This window comes from Chroococcidiopsis sp. SAG 2025 (assembly GCF_032860985.1).
GTDB lineage: Bacteria > Cyanobacteriota > Cyanobacteriia > Cyanobacteriales > Chroococcidiopsidaceae > Chroococcidiopsis.
In genome coordinates, this window is record NZ_JAOCNC010000001.1 from 658,146 (window position 1) to 675,108 (window position 16,963).

Genomic DNA, 16,963 nt, shown 5'->3' on the forward strand with positions numbered 1-16,963 from the left:
CTGATTTTATACATCTACATGCGACTCAGAGATCAAATTTTGAAATCTTTCGTCTTGAGAAATGGTATGAAAGACCGAGCTATTCTTGGCAAGAGTACGATACTTATCTGGGCTAATTTGAATTGCCTGTTGTAAGCTAATAATTGCTTGTTCGGCTTGCGATTGCAAAGCATAACAGCAGGCAATATTGTACCAAAATATAGGTGTATGAGGCTGGACTTCTAAAGCTTTGGTGTAAATGGCGATCGCTTCTTGGTAACGGCACAATTCATACAAAGCCAAACCACAATCGTACCAAACTGCCATATCTTGGGGTTGAATGCTAAGAGCATGTTTGTAGCTAGCGATCGCTGCTTCTTTTTCACCAATTTGTGCTAGAGATAGCCCCCTGTTATACCATGCCCAAAAATCATTAGGCTCCAACTCAATAGTGCGATCGAAACAGACGATTGCTGCTGTGAAATCTCCTAATTTTCGCAGCGCTACCCCTTTGTTGTACCAAGCCTTGCTATATTCTGGATCGATTGCCAAAGCGCGATCGAAGCTAGCTACTGCTTTGCTATATTCACCCCAGTCGCTTAGAGTGATGCCGCGATTGTTCCAAGTCAAGAGATCGTCAGGTTGAAACTCTAGGGCGAGATCGAAGCTATCAACTGCTGCTGCATATTACTTGAGATGTCCCAGTGCCGTACCTCGGTTGTACCATGCCCAGTAAGCATCTGGTCGTAGCTGTATCGTTTTTTCAAAGTTGATGACAGCTTTTTCATAGCAACCAAGATCGATCAGAGTAATCCCTCGGTTGTGCCAAATTGTCGCCGCATCGGGGTTAAATTCTAAAGCGAGATCGAAACTATTGAGAGCTTCAATATAACGACCCAGCTTACCCAGGGCAATCCCGCGATTGTGCCAAACCCAGCTAACATCTGGACGTAAGGTAATAGCGCGATCGAAACTGGCGATCGCCTCTTCATGGCGGTTTAAACTACCCAAGGCTATACCTCGCTGCGACCAAGCATCAGCGTAATCTGGCTTGTATTCTACAGCTACATCCAAGCTCAGTAGAGCTTCTGCGTATTGTTCGGCTTTATTGCGACGCAATCCCTGTTGATAAAAAAATTCTGCCTCCAGACTGAGATTCCACTTCATAGATCTTGGCATCTAACCTAAGGATGATTTTATTTTGCAGATGCTCAACAAGATATCACGACTCAATCACAAAATGGTGAAGTTTGTATAGAAGAAGACTAGAAATTTGTGTATGGATGGGTAATTGGTAGTTGGTAATTGGTGACTGGTTGTTGCTATTTTCTTCCCCATCCTCCTCAACTCCCCTAGCTCTCTTCTCTCCCTCAGCTCCCGAGAGCCTCCCCAGCTCAAGAGCAGCTCTCTTCTCCCCTACTCCCTACTCCCTGATAACTGACAACTGAATTTTGGGTAATACAATACTAGCCTTGACAGAATGCTGGATTTGGGAGAGTTAAGGCAAAAGTTACTTGAAAACCAAGCAAGAGAGGTAATTCCTAGCGATGAACGACCACAATATGCTACAAATCACGTTTTTCTACACTAACGGTCAAATAGAAGCCTTCAACGTAGTTTTGCACGAAGATAATGCTCTGACTCCTCAAGAAATTCAGCAGCGGATTTTGAAACATCTGGACAAACCTTGGTGCTTGCTACATTTGCCAGAACAAACGATTTGCGTCAATACATCTCGCTTGCTAAAAGTTGAAGTGAAGCCGACAATGTACGAACTACATGGGGAAGGAGTATTTTCCGATGTGCGGCGCGTCACTGCTCTTTCTCGGAGCGCCCAGCGGTAATTCAGGGGGAGTGGAGAGTTAGGAGAACAAGGCAATAATGACTAGCTTCAAACCTCCGAGAGTGTCACAATATTCCTTTACAGGACACAAGAGAGAAATCATGACCATGCATCCTCTACTCCACCAAGCTTTTGCCCAAGGACGGGCGCTAAAAATTATTAGCGGTTTGAATAACCTCGATCGCCAAAGCGTAGCAGCGACAGTCAACGCAGCCGATCGCGGTGGTGCTACTTTTGTTGATATTGCTGCTGATGTCGAGCTAGTACAGATGGTAAAAGAATTGACGAATTTGCCAATTTGTGTTTCAGCAGTCGATCCAGAAAAATTTGTCACCTGTGTAGCAGCTGGTGCAGATCTAATTGAAATTGGTAACTTCGATAGCTTCTACGCGCAAGGACGCAGATTTGAAGCAGAGGAAGTACTCGCCTTAACAGAAATTACGCGATCGCTCTTACCTGAAATTACCTTATCTGTCACCGTTCCCCACATTTTAGAACTCGATCGCCAAGTGCAGCTAGCAGAGGAGCTTGTAAAAGCTGGAGCTGATATTATCCAAACCGAAGGTGGTACGAGCAGCAGTCCCGTTCATTCTGGTACGTTGGGTTTGGTCGAGAAAGCTGCACCTACCCTCGCCGCCGCTTACGAAATCTCCCGCGCCGTATTCGTACCCGTGTTGTGTGCTTCTGGTATCTCCAACGTTACCGCACCAATGGCGATCGCATCTGGTGCGGCTGGTGTGGGTGTAGGTTCGGCAATTAACCAACTCAATAGCGAAGTGGCTATGATTGCAGCCGTTCGTAGTTTAGTTGAATCTCTTGCCACTGTTAACCGTCCCGTTTTAAGAACTCAAGGATAGATCTCCTAAATCCCCCTTACATAAGGGGGACTTTTGGATTAAAATTTCCCGACTCCCGACTCCTGTACGGGCGGGTTTGGAAACCCGCCCCTACCGATTCCCTAATTCTTCCCGGCTCCCGACTCACTCAAACAATCCTTGAGACAATAAACAACCTGTTCTTGTGCTTCAGGAGAAAGTTCGGGGAAGATAGGCAGGGATAAGACTTCATGACAAGTTTGTTCCGAGATCGGAAATTGCCCTTGCTGGTAGTCTAAATTTTGATACACGGGTTGCAAGTGTAAAGGCAAAGGATAGTAAACCATCGAACCCACACCTTTTTCTTGTAAGCGTTGACGAACCTCATCTCTATAGGGATTTCCCTCACTCCTCGCTCCACTCTCCGAGAAGCCGCTGTCGCGTCTACGCTCCTCACCCCTCTGAAGGCGAATTGTGTATTGGTTCCAAACTCCCTTGCCGCCTGGTAATTCCTGGGGAATAACAACACTTGAAACTGGAGCGAGATATTCTTGATAGCGAGAAGCGATCGCCTGTCGTTGTTCGTTCCAAGTATCTAAATAACGTAACTTGACTCGCAGAATCGCTGCTTGTATAGCGTCCAAACGGCTATTTAATCCAATATCTTCGTGATAGTAACGATTTTTCTCCCCGTGATTGCGTAGCATTCGCATCTTTGCCGCAATTTCTGGGTCGTTCGTCGTCACCGCACCGCCATCGCCACAAGCACCTAAATTCTTTGTAGGGTAGAAACTAAAACAGCCAACATGACCGATGCTACCGACTTTTTGTCCCGCCCACAATGCTCCTGTTGCTTGGGCGCAGTCTTCAATGACAGCAAGTTTGTGGGTTTGAGCGATCGCCATTAGGGCAGTCATATCAACTGGCTGTCCGTATAAATGAACCGGAATAATAGCTTTAGTTTTAGCCGTAATTGCTGACTCTACCTGAGTCACGTCAAGATTAAATGTTGGCGCGTCAATATCTACAAAGATTGGTTTAGCACCGACAGCACTAATAGTCTCAGTCGTGGCAAAAAAAGAAAAGGGCGTGGTAATCACTTCATCCCCAGCCCCAACACCTAACGCCCGCAATGCTAGCAGCAGTGCATCCGTACCGGAATTACAGGCGACGCACTCAGACACATTTGTATATGTGGCAAATTCTTGCTCAAAGTTAGCAACATTTGCCCCACCTATATAACCGCCAGAGGCAAGTACTTTGAAAACAACATCATTAATTTCAGTTGCAAGATCCGTATATTGCTGCGCCAGATTTAAGATAGGAACGCGAGTAGATTGAGTCACGCTTTGAACCATAAGTTTTTCTATTAGTTAATCAAATCAGAAGTTGCATCGCAAGAAAATGGCAAATTGGTCATTCGTCATTGGTCATTGGTAGTTGGTAAATTCTCCTCGGCTCCCTTGTCCCCTCACTTCTCACTCCTCACTCCTCACTATGGACACTCTAATTAGACTCGATTTAGTAGATTTTGTTCTGGCTGTAGCGCTGATGGCGATCGCAATAGGGCTATCGGCTGGGCAGCGTTTGGGCTTAGAGTGGAGTTTGGCGATCGCGACGGTAAGAACGATCTTGCAACTGTTCGTCGTGGGAGCGATTTTAGATATTATTTTTCGGCTAGATAACTTTTGGGCAGTGCTAGCAGTGGTGCTGGTGATGCTGACAATTGCGGCTGTGGTGTCTCGCAACCGGATTGGCAAAAAGATTCCCCAATTGCTACCGCTAGTTTGGGTTTCAATATTTGTCAGCACGGCTTTTACTTTGAGCTATGTCAACCTGCTGATCGTTCAACCGCAGAAGTGGTACGAACCGCAATATATCATTCCTTTGGCGGGAATTATTCTAGGAAATGCGATTAATGGGGCGGCGATCGCAGGGGAGCGTCTTGTCAGTACAATTAATGCCAGCCAACTAGAGATTGAGACTTATTTAAGTTTAGGTGCGACACCCCAACAAGCTGTAGCTCAGTACCGGAAAGATGCGATTCGGGCTGGGTTAATTCCAATCCTGAATCAGATGATGGTGATTGGCATTGTCACCCTTCCAGGCATCATTACAGGACAGATTCTCAGTGGCGTGAATCCCCTCGATGCCGCATCCTACCAAATTTTAGTCATGTTCATGCTTGCCTTCACTAACTTAGCCACAGCAATTCTCGTTACCCAAGGGCTATGTCGTCAGTTTTTTAATTCCGCCGCGCAGCTGGTTAGGTAATTCGGAATTAATCTTGACTCCTGTACGAGCGGGTTCAGCAAGAGATTCGCGGCTGGGGCGAGAAATTTTGGCTCAAAACCCGCCCCTACGACTCCTAACTCCTTTGTACGGGCGGGTTTAGCAAGAGATTCGCGGCTGGGGCGAGAAATTTTGGCTCAAAACCCGCCCCTACGACTCCTAACTCCTTTCTTTTGAATAACTGACAACTAATAATGATTATTCCTTCGGCTTATAAGAATGCATTTGCCCGCCATCAGAGGCGTAAATTTGTAGGGGTAGGCGAGTCGTGTTGCTAATGCCTTCGAGAACTTGCTTGAGGGTACGATATTGAGTAGCAATATCAGATTGGGCTTTTGAGTCACCCCTGAGTCTGGCGTTGATAAATGTTTTCTCGACAGCCTGTTCGTAGCTGGAAGTTAACTGGACGAAGATTTGTTTGTTATCTAATTTGTATCTACATACCCGAATTCTACCGGAGCAAGCGCGATCGAGGTCGGCGCGAACTTTTTGGGTGAGATTAGCGCCTTGCAGGTTGCTGTTAGCTTGTTCGAGCTTCGCGGTATAAGTATTAATTAGCGATCGCGCTCGGTCGTAGTACTGAGTCCCACTGGGAATCTGTTGAGCGAAGATTAAAGCCTGTCTCCAGTTGGTTTGAGCTGTAGCGAATTGATTTTGTTGTTCTTGCCGTTCGGCAAGTTCGGCGGAGTTTACTGCTTGGGAGAATGCTTTGGTGGATATTGTTTCTTTGGCAACGCGATCGCTAGCTGCTTGAAGTTGAGGGCGATATTGTGCGAGTAGTTGCTGTGCTTGTTGATAAGTTGTACTCGATTGCGGAATCGAGCTAAGATTGTCTATCGCGTTTTGCCAATTGGTACGAACTATTTGCCAAGCCTGTAAAGATCGCGCCGTCAGTTGCTGTTGTTGTGCTGCCTGCGCTGAACTTTGCGCTTGGGGAAATTTTTGAAATGCTTGTTGCTCTGCTTGCATTTTCTGCTCTACAGCCTGCAAGCTGCCTCGGTACTCAGTAGTTTTTTTCTGTGCTAAAGGATATAGATCGCTATTTTTAGGAACCGCAGATAAAGAGGCGATCGCTCTTTGCCACAAAGCTTGGATGGCGCGCCAGTCTTCCAAAGAGCGGATGGGTTGTTTCAGCTTGTTTGCTGCTGTATCGCCTTCTTCCAACGCCGCCAGCACTCGATCTACATTAGTGGCTCGATTGGCGATCGTGCTGGAAAAATTTTGTGCTTCCTGGTGGCGGCTCGACCAGGGTGGAATTTGTTTGAGTAGGTTATTTGCATCTTGCAGTTGTTTTTCAGCATCAATTAATTCCGATCGCTGCTTGGCTCCTTGTACGATTCGATTTGACTCTTGATATAACTGCTTTGCTGTTGCGAGCTGCTGACACCTACCAATCGTACAGGGGCTAGATAAGACATATGCACTGCTAAAGAATGCTACGATTGCGACTCCACCTCCAGCAATTAGCGCCGCCCGAGGGATTTTTGTCTTGGCTGCCTTCGGCAATCGCTGTAAGGGTAAGACAGGGTAGGGAAGTGTAGCTGTATTGATGTTTGTATTGGAGTCTGTTGTTGATTCTGCTGTTGATTCTGCTTGAGTTGCTGGTTCAGGCTTAGCGATTGTTTCTAACCGCTGCTCGAAAGGTAGCGATCGCCAGGTTTCAGTTGGTGCTTCTAGTGAAGAAGTTTCTGGGTTTAAACTTGGCACTTCGACGGGTACATCTTGCCGATTGGCAACAGGCGCAGACTCTTCTACTTTATACTCTTTGATTTGAGGCTCCTCGATCTGAGGCTTTGATAGTTGTGGAGAGGATATGGGATCGATCTTCGCCTCAGTTGTTGTATCCTCAGTTGTTATATCACGAGCAGTAATTTCAGCCTCATCTTCTGCTGGCTGTTCTGCTGCTTCTGTAGGAGGGGATAATTCTGGTGCTGCCGGAGTGCGATCGCTAGTCAATAAATCGATGCTACTGGCTGCTCGTGGCTGTTCTGTCGCAGTTGCAGGTGGTGTTTCAATGACAACAGGGCTAGTTGGTGGCTCTGTCTCTTCTAAGTCAGGAATAGAAGGTGCAGGCGGTGTTTCAATGACAACAGGGCTAGGTGGCTCTGGCTCTTCTACTGTGGGAATTGGGGATGCTGGCGTTTCCTCTACAATGTTGCGATCGCCTACAATGTTGCGATCGCCTGAGAATGGCTGTACTACAGGCGGAGATGATTCTGTCTCGGGTGGAGATACGGTTGTTTCTGAAATAATGGGGGAAGGCTCATTTAATATCGCCTGAGAGTCAGGAGCCACCTCCACTGGTTCTAAAGTGATATCGTGTTGAGCGTAAATTTGTTTTTGCCCCGCCTCTCTCAAATAAAGCCTGACAGATTGAACTGCTTGAGGACGTAAAGACTGTAAAGCCTGCCCAATTGCAGTAAAAGTTTTATCCGCATCAAGATTAGCTTGTGGTGGATGTTGGCTCAAAATTACTAATGCACCGTCATCACCGATCGCGCAACCGACTTTCAGGCGATCGACTTGAGAAAACTCAGTTTGCAAGCGTTGATGTAGAATTCGCTCTAAAACTTGTAAATCTTCTGGCTTTGCTAGTTTCATATAACTTATAGCTTCTTATAGCTTGTTTGTTGTGATACTTATATTTGTATGATGTTAGCGATCGCCACCTAAGTGTACTCGTAGCAGCATTTACGCTCCTGTCATCGATTGCGATCGCCCGATAAGATTATTCTTCGAGCAACGACCGTAGGGCTGAGATTGCGATGATTTTACATTAAAAATCTATCAAAAGCTGCGTGAAGCGTCTTTCTTTAAAAAATTAATATCTTTGTGAGGAGCGAGGAGCGAGGAGCGAGGAGTGAGGAGTGAGGGGGTGAACAGAGCGATTGGGGGCTGAGGGAGAGGGGGAAGATGGGGAGCAACTTCACAAGTCACAAGTCGCAAGTCTAACCCCACACTTCCCACACCACTCGCTCCTCACTCCTCACTCCCTTTTACGTATCCAACAGCTGCAAAATCCGTCCCAAGGTGATCTCTACCCAGTCGAGGCGGGAATTGAGATCGTAGCCCAAGCCGTGGATTGCTTTTTCTAAGAGGTAAGCATCCAGCAGAACTTGTAACTCAGTCTTGGTTTTGGGTAAGAAAGAGTCTTGAGAAGCGATCGCGAGATATGAATTGAGGAAAGCCGCACCGACGCAGGTAGACCAAAACTGCGCCCATTGCTGCATGACGGGTAAATTCTCTGTACGAAGCATCCCGCTTTCGAGTTCGTTGCGCAGCCCGACGTTAGCAGCGTAATGAAAAGACTGCAACATATTGGCAATATCGCGCAAAGGAGAGCGTTTGATCCGGCGATCGCTCAAACTACGTCCCGATTCTCCTTCAAAATCGGAGATGATGAAGTCTTTACCCGTATAGAGTACTTGTCCCAAATGATAATCGCCATGACAGCGAGTCCGCATGGCAGTAATTTTTTGGTTGAGGATCAGCCCAAAGCGCTCCATGATTTGCTCTTGGCGATTTAGAACATCTTGAGCTAATTCTTGGGCGTGTGGTGTCAGCGTTTTTAAACGTTGTCTGAGAACGATGAGGACTTGTCCCGCGAGATTGCGGGCTTGTTGGTAAATGGAACGTTGGTAAAATGTCGAGAATGGTTCTGGAGTAAATCCAGAATTGTCGCCATCAGCAGCAAGGGCGATGTGCAGTTCTGCTGTCGATTGTCCCAAAATTTGAGCACTGTCTAGATAAGAACCGATGGTTCGATTAGCCAAAGAAAATGGCTCGAACTCTTCTTCCTGAGTTCCGTACGGGCGGGTTTCTAAACCCGCCTCTACTGACTCCTGTACGGGCAGGTTTAACTGCTGAATTTTTTGTTCTATTGCAAGTAGGCTCGATAACCCTGCCCCTACAACTCCCGACTCCCGACTCCCCATATCGAGAAGATTTCCCCCAGGTATGGGGATTTCAGTCATTTCTGCATGTTGTGTTGTCACTAACTCAAAATAGTCTCGCAGGCTATCGAGGGTATATTCCCAACCACTGCGGGTATCGCGGATGTATTCTTGCAATATTCCTACCGTGACTGGTGTTGTTGACGGGCGGTGATATTCGATCGCTCCTACTAATGGGGCAAAGTGTTGCAAGCGTTTTTTCTCGCCCAAAAAGCGCCGAATTTCGAGATCTGGGTTAATCCCTTCTTCTTGCTGGCGGAAGAGTTTGAGAACGAGATGGTTGTTGGGGTTAGCACCGTTAGCACCCAATCCCTCGTAGACAATAAAAGTCTTGCCCTGTTCTTGCTTCAATACTGTCGGTTCTAAGGCTTTTTTACCGTTTTGACTCGCTTGGGGATAGAGATCGGTAGCACTTGCCATGAGTTCCCCTGCCATACCTTTATAGTGTCGCTGATAGGCGATCGCCTCAATCAACGAGGCAAGAAAACTTTTATCTGCGGTTGCTTCAAATAATACGCCGAATTTATCTTTCCCTTGCACCAACAAATTAGCGACGATCGCACTGCGGTTATCTGTTAAAGTCTGTGTTGCTTGTTCTCCCTCGGCATAAGCCAGCAGCATCAAGTAAGTTTCTGGATCGCCCTGCACGTAATCTACCTGCAACCAAACGGCTCTGGCTTCGGTATTTTTGTAGGGGATGGCAACAACTTCGGCGATTTGTACGGCTTGAATTATTCGAGTTTTCGGATTGAACCAAGAACACGTAGACAGATATTCTGGCAGTATAGCTTCTAGTCTGACTCTTAAATCCCGCTGGGCGAAGATATTTTGCCATTTGCTATTGACAACTAATGTCGGTAACTCTGCTTGGGGTCTAGCAGGCTGGATTTCGCTCGGCTTGGCAACTAGGCTCAACCAATAAAAGGCATAAGGGCTGATGCTAAAGAAGTAGGGAGTATCACCAATCGCTGGAAACTCCGTGCGACCAAAAATTTCTACTGGAGTCGTGCCTTTAAAAGCTGATAAATCCAGTTCCACTGTTTGCACGAAGCGAGACAGATTTGCCACCACTAGAATATGTTCGCCTTGATAAGTGCGCGTAAAGGTAAGCACTTTGCGGTTATCTGGGTGCAATAATTCAAAACTACCGCGTCCGAAGGCTTGGAAACGCTTGCGGGTGGCAATTAAGCGTTTCATCCAATACCAGAGAGAATTGGTATTAGCCCGTTGTGCTTCAACGTTGATGGCGGCGTAGTGATATTCCGAGTCAACAATCACGGGTGAGTATAACTTTTGCGGATTAGCGCGGCTGAAACCAGCATTGCGATCGGAACTCCACTGCATCGGTGTCCGCACGCCATTGCGATCGCCTATATATACGTTATCTCCCATGCCGATCTCATCGCCGTAGTAAAGTACGGGAGTGCCAGGAAGAGAGAGTAACAGGCTGTTGAGTAATTCAATTTGACGGCGATCGTTTCCTAGTAGGGGTGCGAGACGGCGACGAATTCCCAAATTCAACCGCATTGCTGGATCGCGGGCGTAGACTCGATACATATAATCGCGGTCTTCATCCGTCACCATTTCTAGAGTTAGTTCGTCATGGTTGCGCAAAAACAGCGCCCACTGACAGTTATCGGGAATTGTTGGCGTTTGTTGCAAAATATCGAAAATGGGGAAGCTATCTTCCATCCGCAGCGACATGAACAAGCGCGGCATTAGCGGAAAATGGAAGTTCATGTGACACTCATCTCCATTCCCGTAATATTCTGCTGCATCTTCAGGCCATTGATTTGCCTCAGCTAGCAGCATTCGGTTGGGAAATTTGGCATCTACCTGCTGGCGGAGTTGTTTGAGAAAAACATGAGTTTCATCTAAATTTTCGCAGTTCGTTCCCTGCCGTTCGTAGAGATAAGGTACGGCATCCATCCGCAGCCCATCAACACCCATACCCAACCAAAAATCTAGCACGTCAAACACGGCTTCTCGCACGGCTGGATTATCGTAGTTAATATCGGGTTGGTGAGAGTAGAAGCGGTGCCAGTAGTAAGCTTTAGCTACTGGGTCCCAAGCCCAATTAGAAGTTTCAAAATCTTGGAAGATAATCCGCGCTTCTTGGTATTTCTCCGGCGTGTCACTCCAAACATAAAAATCTCGTTCTGGACTGTCTTTAGGCGCACGCCTCGCTCTTTGAAACCAAGGGTGTTGGTCGGAAGTATGGTTGACGATCAATTCTATAATGACGCGAATGCCCCGTTGGTGGGCGGCTTTCAAAAATTCGCGAAAATCGTCTAAATTACCGTAAATTGAATTAACATTCTTATAATCGGCTATATCGTAGCCATCATCTCTAAGTGGTGAGGGAAAGAATGGTAGTATCCAAACTGCGGTAACGCCTAAGTCTTGGAGGTAATCGAGTTTTTCCGTTAGCCCCCGAAAATCACCAATTCCATCACCATTACTATCGGCAAAGGCGCGTACAGGCACTTCGTAGATAATGGCATCTTTGAACCAAAGGGGGTCATCTTTTAATACGTACTGCATGTTCTCGCTAGTTGTATTCCCAAAACCACTGTTTCAAGTTATTGAGTCTAGCGCGATTTCCACAAGTACCCAGAGAGGGAAGTTTTTCGTAGGGGCGGGTTTTGTGTAGGGGCGGGTTTTGAGCGAGGATTGGGATCGCAATCAAAATCTATATGCCAAACCCGCCCTAACCCCAACGATATGTCTGTAGGGGTGGGTTTTGCCCGTAAATTCGTTACCACAACAAAAATCTACATGTGCCAAACCCGCCCAACCACCAATGTAATTCCTGTAGGGGTGGGTTTTGCCCGCAAATTCGTTACCACAACGAAAAATCGATTTGTCAAACCCGCCCTTGCGATAATGCCAAATGCGAACCGTACCTGGGATAGCGCGGTGGGGCGGGTTTTGGATGAAAATTTTTGATTGAGGTTGTTGACATATTTGCTAAACCCGCCCCTACATTCCTTGGAATGGTGTTTGGCGTGGATGGCGATCGCAAATCCGTACCCGCGATCGATGAAATTCCTGTAGGGGTGGGTTTTGCCCGCAAATTCGTTACCACAACGAAAAATCGATTTGTCAAACCCGCCCTTGCGATAATGCCAAATGCGAACCGTACCTGGGATAGCGCGGTGGGGCGGGTTTTGGATGAAAATTTTGATTGAGGTTGTTGACATATTTGCTAAACCCGCCCCTACAGGTGGTTGGGATTGCCTGGGTGCAATCGATCCATGAACCATGACATGGGATTGCGATCGATATATTGGCGAATTCGCTCTAATGATTCTTCGTTGCGGATAATATGTTCGTAATAATTGCGTTGCCAAACTGGGATTTTTGATACTCGTCGGATTTTATTAATTTGACGGGCAGAAAATGTTTTGAATCCGCGAATAATTTCCGGCAAAGCGTGATATTTGGCATGATTTCGATTATTTTCCCAGGTAGATTCTACACCCGGTATTTCTGTAGGGGCGGGTTTAGCAGATAAAATTTCGGTTGTAGTCGCAGATGTTCGATCGAAACCCGCCCTGCCAAAGCGATCGCCATGAAGAATTAAAATCCCGTGCAGATGATTTGGCATGACCACAAAAGCATCTAGATATAGGTTTAAATGATTTCTAGGCAAATTCATCCAGTGCGATCGCGCAACTTGACCCAATTGGCTCAGTTGCATAACTCCCTCAGAAATTTCTCCAAATAGGCATTTTCGTTGATGGATACATATAGTGATAAAGTAAGCGCCAGCAGTGGAATAATCATAATTCTGCAACCGAATTGAATGGCGATTGTGTTTGGTCGGATCGTATTTCACAAGGGGAGAAACCTAATATCTACATCTATTTAGAATTCCCCAATTGTGTAGGCTACTCGCGATCGCACTACCAACTGTACCTGGGATGGTGCAATTGAGCGGGTTTTAGATGAAGATTTTTAGTGACGATGGTTGACCTATCTGCTAAACCCGCTTCTACTTCATTTTCTACCCCTAGCAGCATGAAAAACTATCAATAACGCGATATCTTCTATCCTGGTTCACCTGAAATATCCTTATGACATTCCAACGTGCTAGCGGTGTTTTATTGCATCCTACCTGTCTTCCCAGCCCATATGGAATTGGCGATTTAGGAAAATCAGCTTACGAATTTATCGATTTTCTCGCCAGTAGCGGACAAAAATTGTGGCAAGTTTTGCCTTTGGGACCCACGGGATACGAGCATTCTCCATATATCATGAATTTCAGCACTTTTGCTGGCAATCCATTATTAATTAGTCTCGATACGCTAGCAGAAGAAGGATTGTTGAAGAAAGAAGAACTTAGTCCATTAGAAAATGTGGATATGAATCGAGTCAACTTCGATCGCGTCATTCCGCATAAAATTAAATTTCTTAAAATCGCTTTTGAAAACTTTCAACAAGCTAATACTCATCAAAACTCAGAATACGCACAATTTTGTCAATCTCAATCTTACTGGCTCGATGACTACGTACTTTTTATGTCATTATTAGAGGTCAACGAAGGGAAAAGCTGGAATAATTGGGAACGAGCGATCGCGCGTCGAGAGCCAGATGCGTTGCAAGCAGCAAGAGATTCTTTAAAAGATAGTATCGCTTATCATAATTTCGTTCAATTCAAATTTTTCGAGCAGTGGAAACAACTACGAAAATACGCCAACGGCAAAAATATTCAAATTGTGGGTGATATTTCAATTTATGTTTGTCACAACAGTTCTGACGTCTGGTCGAGTCCAGAAATATTTAAATTAGATCCCCAAACTTTTGAACCTACATATATCGCTGGCGTTCCCCCAGATTATTTTAGTGCTACGGGACAATTATGGGGAAATCCTGTCTATAACTGGGAGAAATTGCAACAAACAAACTTTGCTTGGTGGATTCAACGCTTTCAGGCCACATTAGAATATGTCGATATCGTCCGCGTCGATCATTTTCGCGGTTTTGAAGCATACTGGCAAGTTCCAGCAGGCGAAGAGACTGCAATTAATGGCGAGTGGATTAAAGCCCCAGGAGTAGAATTTTTTGAAACTTTAGGTAACGCCTTGGGAAGTTTGCCAATTATGGCAGAAGATTTAGGCATTATTACCCCAGAAGTCGAAGAATTGCGCGATCGCTTTCAATTTCCAGGCATGAGAATTCTGCAATTTGCCTTTGGAGACGACTCAAGTAATGCCTATTTACCCCACAATTATGTCCATAACAGCGTCGTTTATCCCGGTACTCACGACAACGATACAGCGATCGGTTGGTGGAACAAAGCTAGCGACAAAGAAAAGCAATTTGTCGCGAAATATTTGGGTGACGAATCTGCGGCAGAAATAACAGAAATTAATTGGGAATTTATCCAATTGGCATTAGCCTCAGTTGCAGACTTAGCCATTCTACCCCTACAAGACATTTTAGGCTTGGACGATCGCGCCCGCATGAACGATCCCAGCGTCAATGCAGGCAACTGGCGTTGGCGTTACGAAAGTTCCGAAATGCTAACACCTCAACTATGCGATCGCCTGTTGGAAATGACACAAATTTATAGCCGCTAATCAGGAAGTCGGGAGTCGAGAGTCGGGAGTTGGGGGATAAGGGAGACAAGAGAGCAATTCTAGTCACCAGCTACTAGACACTAGTAACCGATCGCTGACAACTGATTCCTGCTTAGGATAGATAGTCAAGCTAATTCGGAATCGGTACTGTGTTGAGAGAGACTCTCCCAAAAGTAGGAAGAACTTTTAGTTAAATTCCTACTGTCATCAGTCATTCACTACTTAATACTTGACAAACAGTCAAACCTATGTATGTTGCACTCTGGCCAGGCAATGTCTATCCTTTGGGTTCCTGTTGGGACGGCAAAGGCACGAACTTCACTTTATTTTCTGAAAACGCTACAGGTGTAGAATTGTGCTTGTTTGACAGAGACGACCAAGAAACCCGCATACAGCTAACAGAAGTCAGTAACTTTGTTTGGCACGGCTACATACCAGGTATAGGTCCAGGTCAACGGTACGGGTATAGAGTGCATGGACCATACGCACCCCAAGAAGGACATCGCTTTAACCCCAATAAACTGCTGATCGATCCATACACAAAAGCGATCGCCGGGGAAGTTGGCAATGGTCCAGAACTATATGGTTACTCTTGGGAGTCTGAAGAAGCCGATTTATCGTTTTCCGATTTGGATAGCGCCCCGTTAATGCCGAAATCGGTCGTTGTCGATCAAAGTTTCGACTGGGAAGACGATAAACTCTTGCGTACCCCTTGGAACGAAACGATTATCTACGAAACTCACGTCAAGGGTTTTACTAAGCTACACCCCGATATTCCCGAAGAACTACGCGGGACTTATGCAGGAATGGCACACCCAGCGGCGATCGAGCATTTGCAACGTTTGGGAATCTCCGCCGTTGAGTTGATGCCCGTACATCACTTCCTCTCCGTCCCAGGACATTTGGCGGATAAAGGGTTGAGAAATTACTGGGGCTACGATTCGATCAATTATTTCGCGCCTCACTCCGAATACAGCTCTAGTGGCACTTTAGGCGAGCAGGTGACGGAGTTCAAGGAAATGGTTAAAGCCCTGCACCGTGCTGGAATTGAAGTCATTCTAGACGTGGTATACAACCACACGGGTGAAGGCAATCACATGGGTCCCACTCTATCAATGCGGGGAATTGACAACGCCAATTATTACCGATTGGTAGACGGCGATCCGCGATACTACATGGACTTTACAGGTTGCGGTAACTCCCTCAACGTGCGCCACGCCCAAGTTTTGAAGATGATCATGGATAGCCTGCGCTACTGGGTGACAGAAATGCACGTCGATGGCTTCCGCTTCGATCTAGCTTCAGCCTTGGCAAGAGAACTGTACGAAGTAGATCGACTGTCAGCATTTTTCGATATCATTCACCAAGATCCGACGATCGCCGACGTAAAATTAATTGCTGAACCTTGGGACATCGGTACGGGTGGTTATCAAGTTGGTAACTTCCCCGTTCTCTGGTCGGAGTGGAACGGCAAATATCGCGACACGGCGCGGGACTTCTGGCGCGGTGTAGACAGTACTCTAGGAGAATTCGCCTATCGGCTGACGGGTAGCCCTGACTTGTACTATCAAGAAAACGGACGGCGACCGAATGCTAGCATTAACTTCATCACCGCCCACGATGGTTTTACACTCAACGATCTCGTCAGTTATAACGAGAAACACAACGAAGCTAACGGCGAAGAAAGTCGCGATGGAGAAAGTCACAATCGGTCTTGGAACTGCGGCGCGGAAGGCGAGACAGACGACCCAGAAGTTTTGCGGTTACGGGAACGTCAGCGCCGGAACTTCCTCGTGACTCTGATGCTGTCCCAAGGTATCCCCATGCTGCTTGGGGGTGATGAAATGGGACGGACGCAGAGTGGAAACAATAACGGTTACTGCCAAGACAGCGAAATTTCTTGGTTTAATTGGGACTTAGTGGAAGGAAATACAGATTTATTAGATTTTACTCGCGAGTTGATCTATTTCCGCCGCCAACATCCTGTATTTCGTCGCCGTAAGTGGTTCCAAGGTCAAGCGATTCACGGTTCTGGTGTCAGCGATATCATGTGGTTCAATCCTGACGGTAGCGAGATGGATCAGGAACAGTGGGAAATCGGATACGCAAAATCAATGGGCGTGTTCTTAAATGGAAACATGATTCCCAGTCCTGGGAAACAAGGTCAACGCATCAGCGACGATAGCTTTCTCATGTTCTTCAACGCCCACTACGAAACTCTTGAATTCAACTTGCCACAGGGAATGCAAGATCACCAGTGGGCATTAGTTATTGACACCAAAGAACCGCGTTTTATTCAAGAAGAAAGCATCTATACAGGCGATCGCACCGTTCCAGTTACAGCGCGATCGCTCGTCCTGCTGCGTCAGATGGTTTAAGAACAGTGACTAGTGACCAGTTACCAGTTACTAGAAATACAAAATCCTTGCTTCTTGCCCTTGTACGGGCAGGTTCACCCGAAATCTCTTTTCCTAGTGAACTTCTGCCCTACGACCC

General features: G+C 46.4%; 13 protein-coding genes. 5 read left to right on the top strand and 8 right to left on the bottom strand.

The features are described from left to right. Nucleotides 1-6: 6 nt before the first annotated feature. Together N4J56_RS03240 and N4J56_RS03245 are read right to left on the bottom strand one after the other, a co-directional pair. On the bottom strand, nucleotides 7-609 hold the full coding sequence (locus N4J56_RS03240) for a tetratricopeptide repeat protein (protein WP_317105127.1): 603 nt from the start codon (nucleotides 607-609) through the stop codon (nucleotides 7-9). Nucleotides 610-666: 57 nt separating this feature from the next. Next, entirely contained in the window at nucleotides 667-1,158 is a 492-nt protein-coding gene (locus tag N4J56_RS03245) for a tetratricopeptide repeat protein (protein ID WP_317105128.1), read from the bottom strand. Nucleotides 1,159-1,526: 368 nt separating this feature from the next. Between N4J56_RS03245 and N4J56_RS03250 the strand changes: the two genes are divergently transcribed. Together N4J56_RS03250 and N4J56_RS03255 are read left to right on the top strand one after the other, a co-directional pair. Next, on the top strand, nucleotides 1,527-1,823 hold the full coding sequence (locus tag N4J56_RS03250; RefSeq protein ID WP_039716012.1) for a hypothetical protein: 297 nt from the start codon (nucleotides 1,527-1,529) through the stop codon (nucleotides 1,821-1,823). A gap of 100 nt (nucleotides 1,824-1,923) precedes the next feature. Next, nucleotides 1,924-2,679 carry a DUF561 domain-containing protein gene (locus N4J56_RS03255; RefSeq protein ID WP_317105129.1) on the top strand — a complete coding sequence of 252 codons (756 nt, stop codon included), beginning with the start codon at nucleotides 1,924-1,926 and terminating at the stop codon, nucleotides 2,677-2,679. 101 nt (nucleotides 2,680-2,780) lie between these two features. Here N4J56_RS03255 and N4J56_RS03260 read toward each other — a convergent pair whose 3' ends face one another. Beyond that, entirely contained in the window at nucleotides 2,781-3,995 is a 1,215-nt protein-coding gene (locus N4J56_RS03260; protein WP_317105130.1) for a DegT/DnrJ/EryC1/StrS family aminotransferase, read from the bottom strand. A gap of 139 nt (nucleotides 3,996-4,134) precedes the next feature. Here N4J56_RS03260 and N4J56_RS03265 point away from each other — a divergent pair, with 139 nt between their 5' ends. Next, nucleotides 4,135-4,911 carry an ABC transporter permease gene (locus N4J56_RS03265; RefSeq protein ID WP_317105131.1) on the top strand — a complete coding sequence of 259 codons (777 nt, stop codon included), beginning with the start codon at nucleotides 4,135-4,137 and terminating at the stop codon, nucleotides 4,909-4,911. A gap of 216 nt (nucleotides 4,912-5,127) precedes the next feature. Here N4J56_RS03265 and N4J56_RS03270 read toward each other — a convergent pair whose 3' ends face one another. The 5 genes from N4J56_RS03270 to N4J56_RS03290 form a co-directional block, all read right to left on the bottom strand. Further along, nucleotides 5,128-7,530: a hypothetical protein gene (locus N4J56_RS03270; protein WP_317105132.1), complete on the bottom strand. Its 2,403-nt coding sequence runs from the start codon at nucleotides 7,528-7,530 to the stop codon at nucleotides 5,128-5,130. A 395-nt stretch (nucleotides 7,531-7,925) separates the two neighbouring features. Next, nucleotides 7,926-11,426 (bottom strand): maltose alpha-D-glucosyltransferase, encoded by a 3,501-nt coding sequence (treS, locus tag N4J56_RS03275; protein ID WP_317105133.1) that lies wholly within the window; start codon nucleotides 11,424-11,426, stop codon nucleotides 7,926-7,928. Nucleotides 11,427-11,473: 47 nt separating this feature from the next. Beyond that, complete coding sequence (locus N4J56_RS03280; RefSeq protein WP_317105134.1) at nucleotides 11,474-11,647, bottom strand: hypothetical protein; 174 nt, start codon at nucleotides 11,645-11,647, stop codon at nucleotides 11,474-11,476. Between the two features lie 9 nt (nucleotides 11,648-11,656). Continuing rightward, nucleotides 11,657-12,148: a hypothetical protein gene (locus N4J56_RS03285; protein WP_317105135.1), complete on the bottom strand. Its 492-nt coding sequence runs from the start codon at nucleotides 12,146-12,148 to the stop codon at nucleotides 11,657-11,659. Next, a complete protein-coding gene (locus tag N4J56_RS03290; RefSeq protein WP_317105136.1) occupies nucleotides 12,103-12,723 on the bottom strand; it encodes a transposase in 621 nt (206 codons plus the stop codon). The genes N4J56_RS03285 and N4J56_RS03290 overlap by 46 nt, the downstream gene beginning before the upstream one ends. Nucleotides 12,724-12,961: 238 nt before the next feature. Between N4J56_RS03290 and malQ the strand changes: the two genes are divergently transcribed. Together malQ and glgX are read left to right on the top strand one after the other, a co-directional pair. Continuing rightward, nucleotides 12,962-14,467 (top strand): 4-alpha-glucanotransferase, encoded by a 1,506-nt coding sequence (gene malQ, locus N4J56_RS03295; RefSeq protein ID WP_317105137.1) that lies wholly within the window; start codon nucleotides 12,962-12,964, stop codon nucleotides 14,465-14,467. A 248-nt stretch (nucleotides 14,468-14,715) separates the two neighbouring features. After that, the gene (gene glgX, locus N4J56_RS03300; RefSeq protein ID WP_317105138.1) at nucleotides 14,716-16,845 is read left to right on the top strand and encodes a glycogen debranching protein GlgX; all 2,130 of its coding nucleotides are present in this window, start codon (nucleotides 14,716-14,718) and stop codon (nucleotides 16,843-16,845) included. The last annotated feature ends 118 nt before the right edge of the window (nucleotides 16,846-16,963 follow it).

Excerpts from the sequence above, each read along its gene's own strand:
- N4J56_RS03285 (WP_317105135.1), bottom strand. The coding sequence starts at position 12,148 with ATGGTTCATGGATCGATTGCACCCAGGCAATCCCAACCACCTGTAGGG.
- glgX (WP_317105138.1), top strand. The coding sequence starts at position 14,716 with ATGTATGTTGCACTCTGGCCAGGCAATGTCTATCCTTTGGGTTCCTGT.
- N4J56_RS03250 (WP_039716012.1), top strand. The coding sequence starts at position 1,527 with ATGAACGACCACAATATGCTACAAATCACGTTTTTCTACACTAACGGT.
- N4J56_RS03245 (WP_317105128.1), bottom strand. The coding sequence starts at position 1,158 with ATGCCAAGATCTATGAAGTGGAATCTCAGTCTGGAGGCAGAATTTTTT.
- malQ (WP_317105137.1), top strand. The coding sequence starts at position 12,962 with ATGACATTCCAACGTGCTAGCGGTGTTTTATTGCATCCTACCTGTCTT.
- N4J56_RS03255 (WP_317105129.1), top strand. The coding sequence starts at position 1,924 with ATGACCATGCATCCTCTACTCCACCAAGCTTTTGCCCAAGGACGGGCG.
- N4J56_RS03270 (WP_317105132.1), bottom strand. The coding sequence starts at position 7,530 with ATGAAACTAGCAAAGCCAGAAGATTTACAAGTTTTAGAGCGAATTCTA.
- treS (WP_317105133.1), bottom strand. The coding sequence starts at position 11,426 with ATGCAGTACGTATTAAAAGATGACCCCCTTTGGTTCAAAGATGCCATT.
- N4J56_RS03260 (WP_317105130.1), bottom strand. The coding sequence starts at position 3,995 with ATGGTTCAAAGCGTGACTCAATCTACTCGCGTTCCTATCTTAAATCTG.
- N4J56_RS03265 (WP_317105131.1), top strand. The coding sequence starts at position 4,135 with ATGGACACTCTAATTAGACTCGATTTAGTAGATTTTGTTCTGGCTGTA.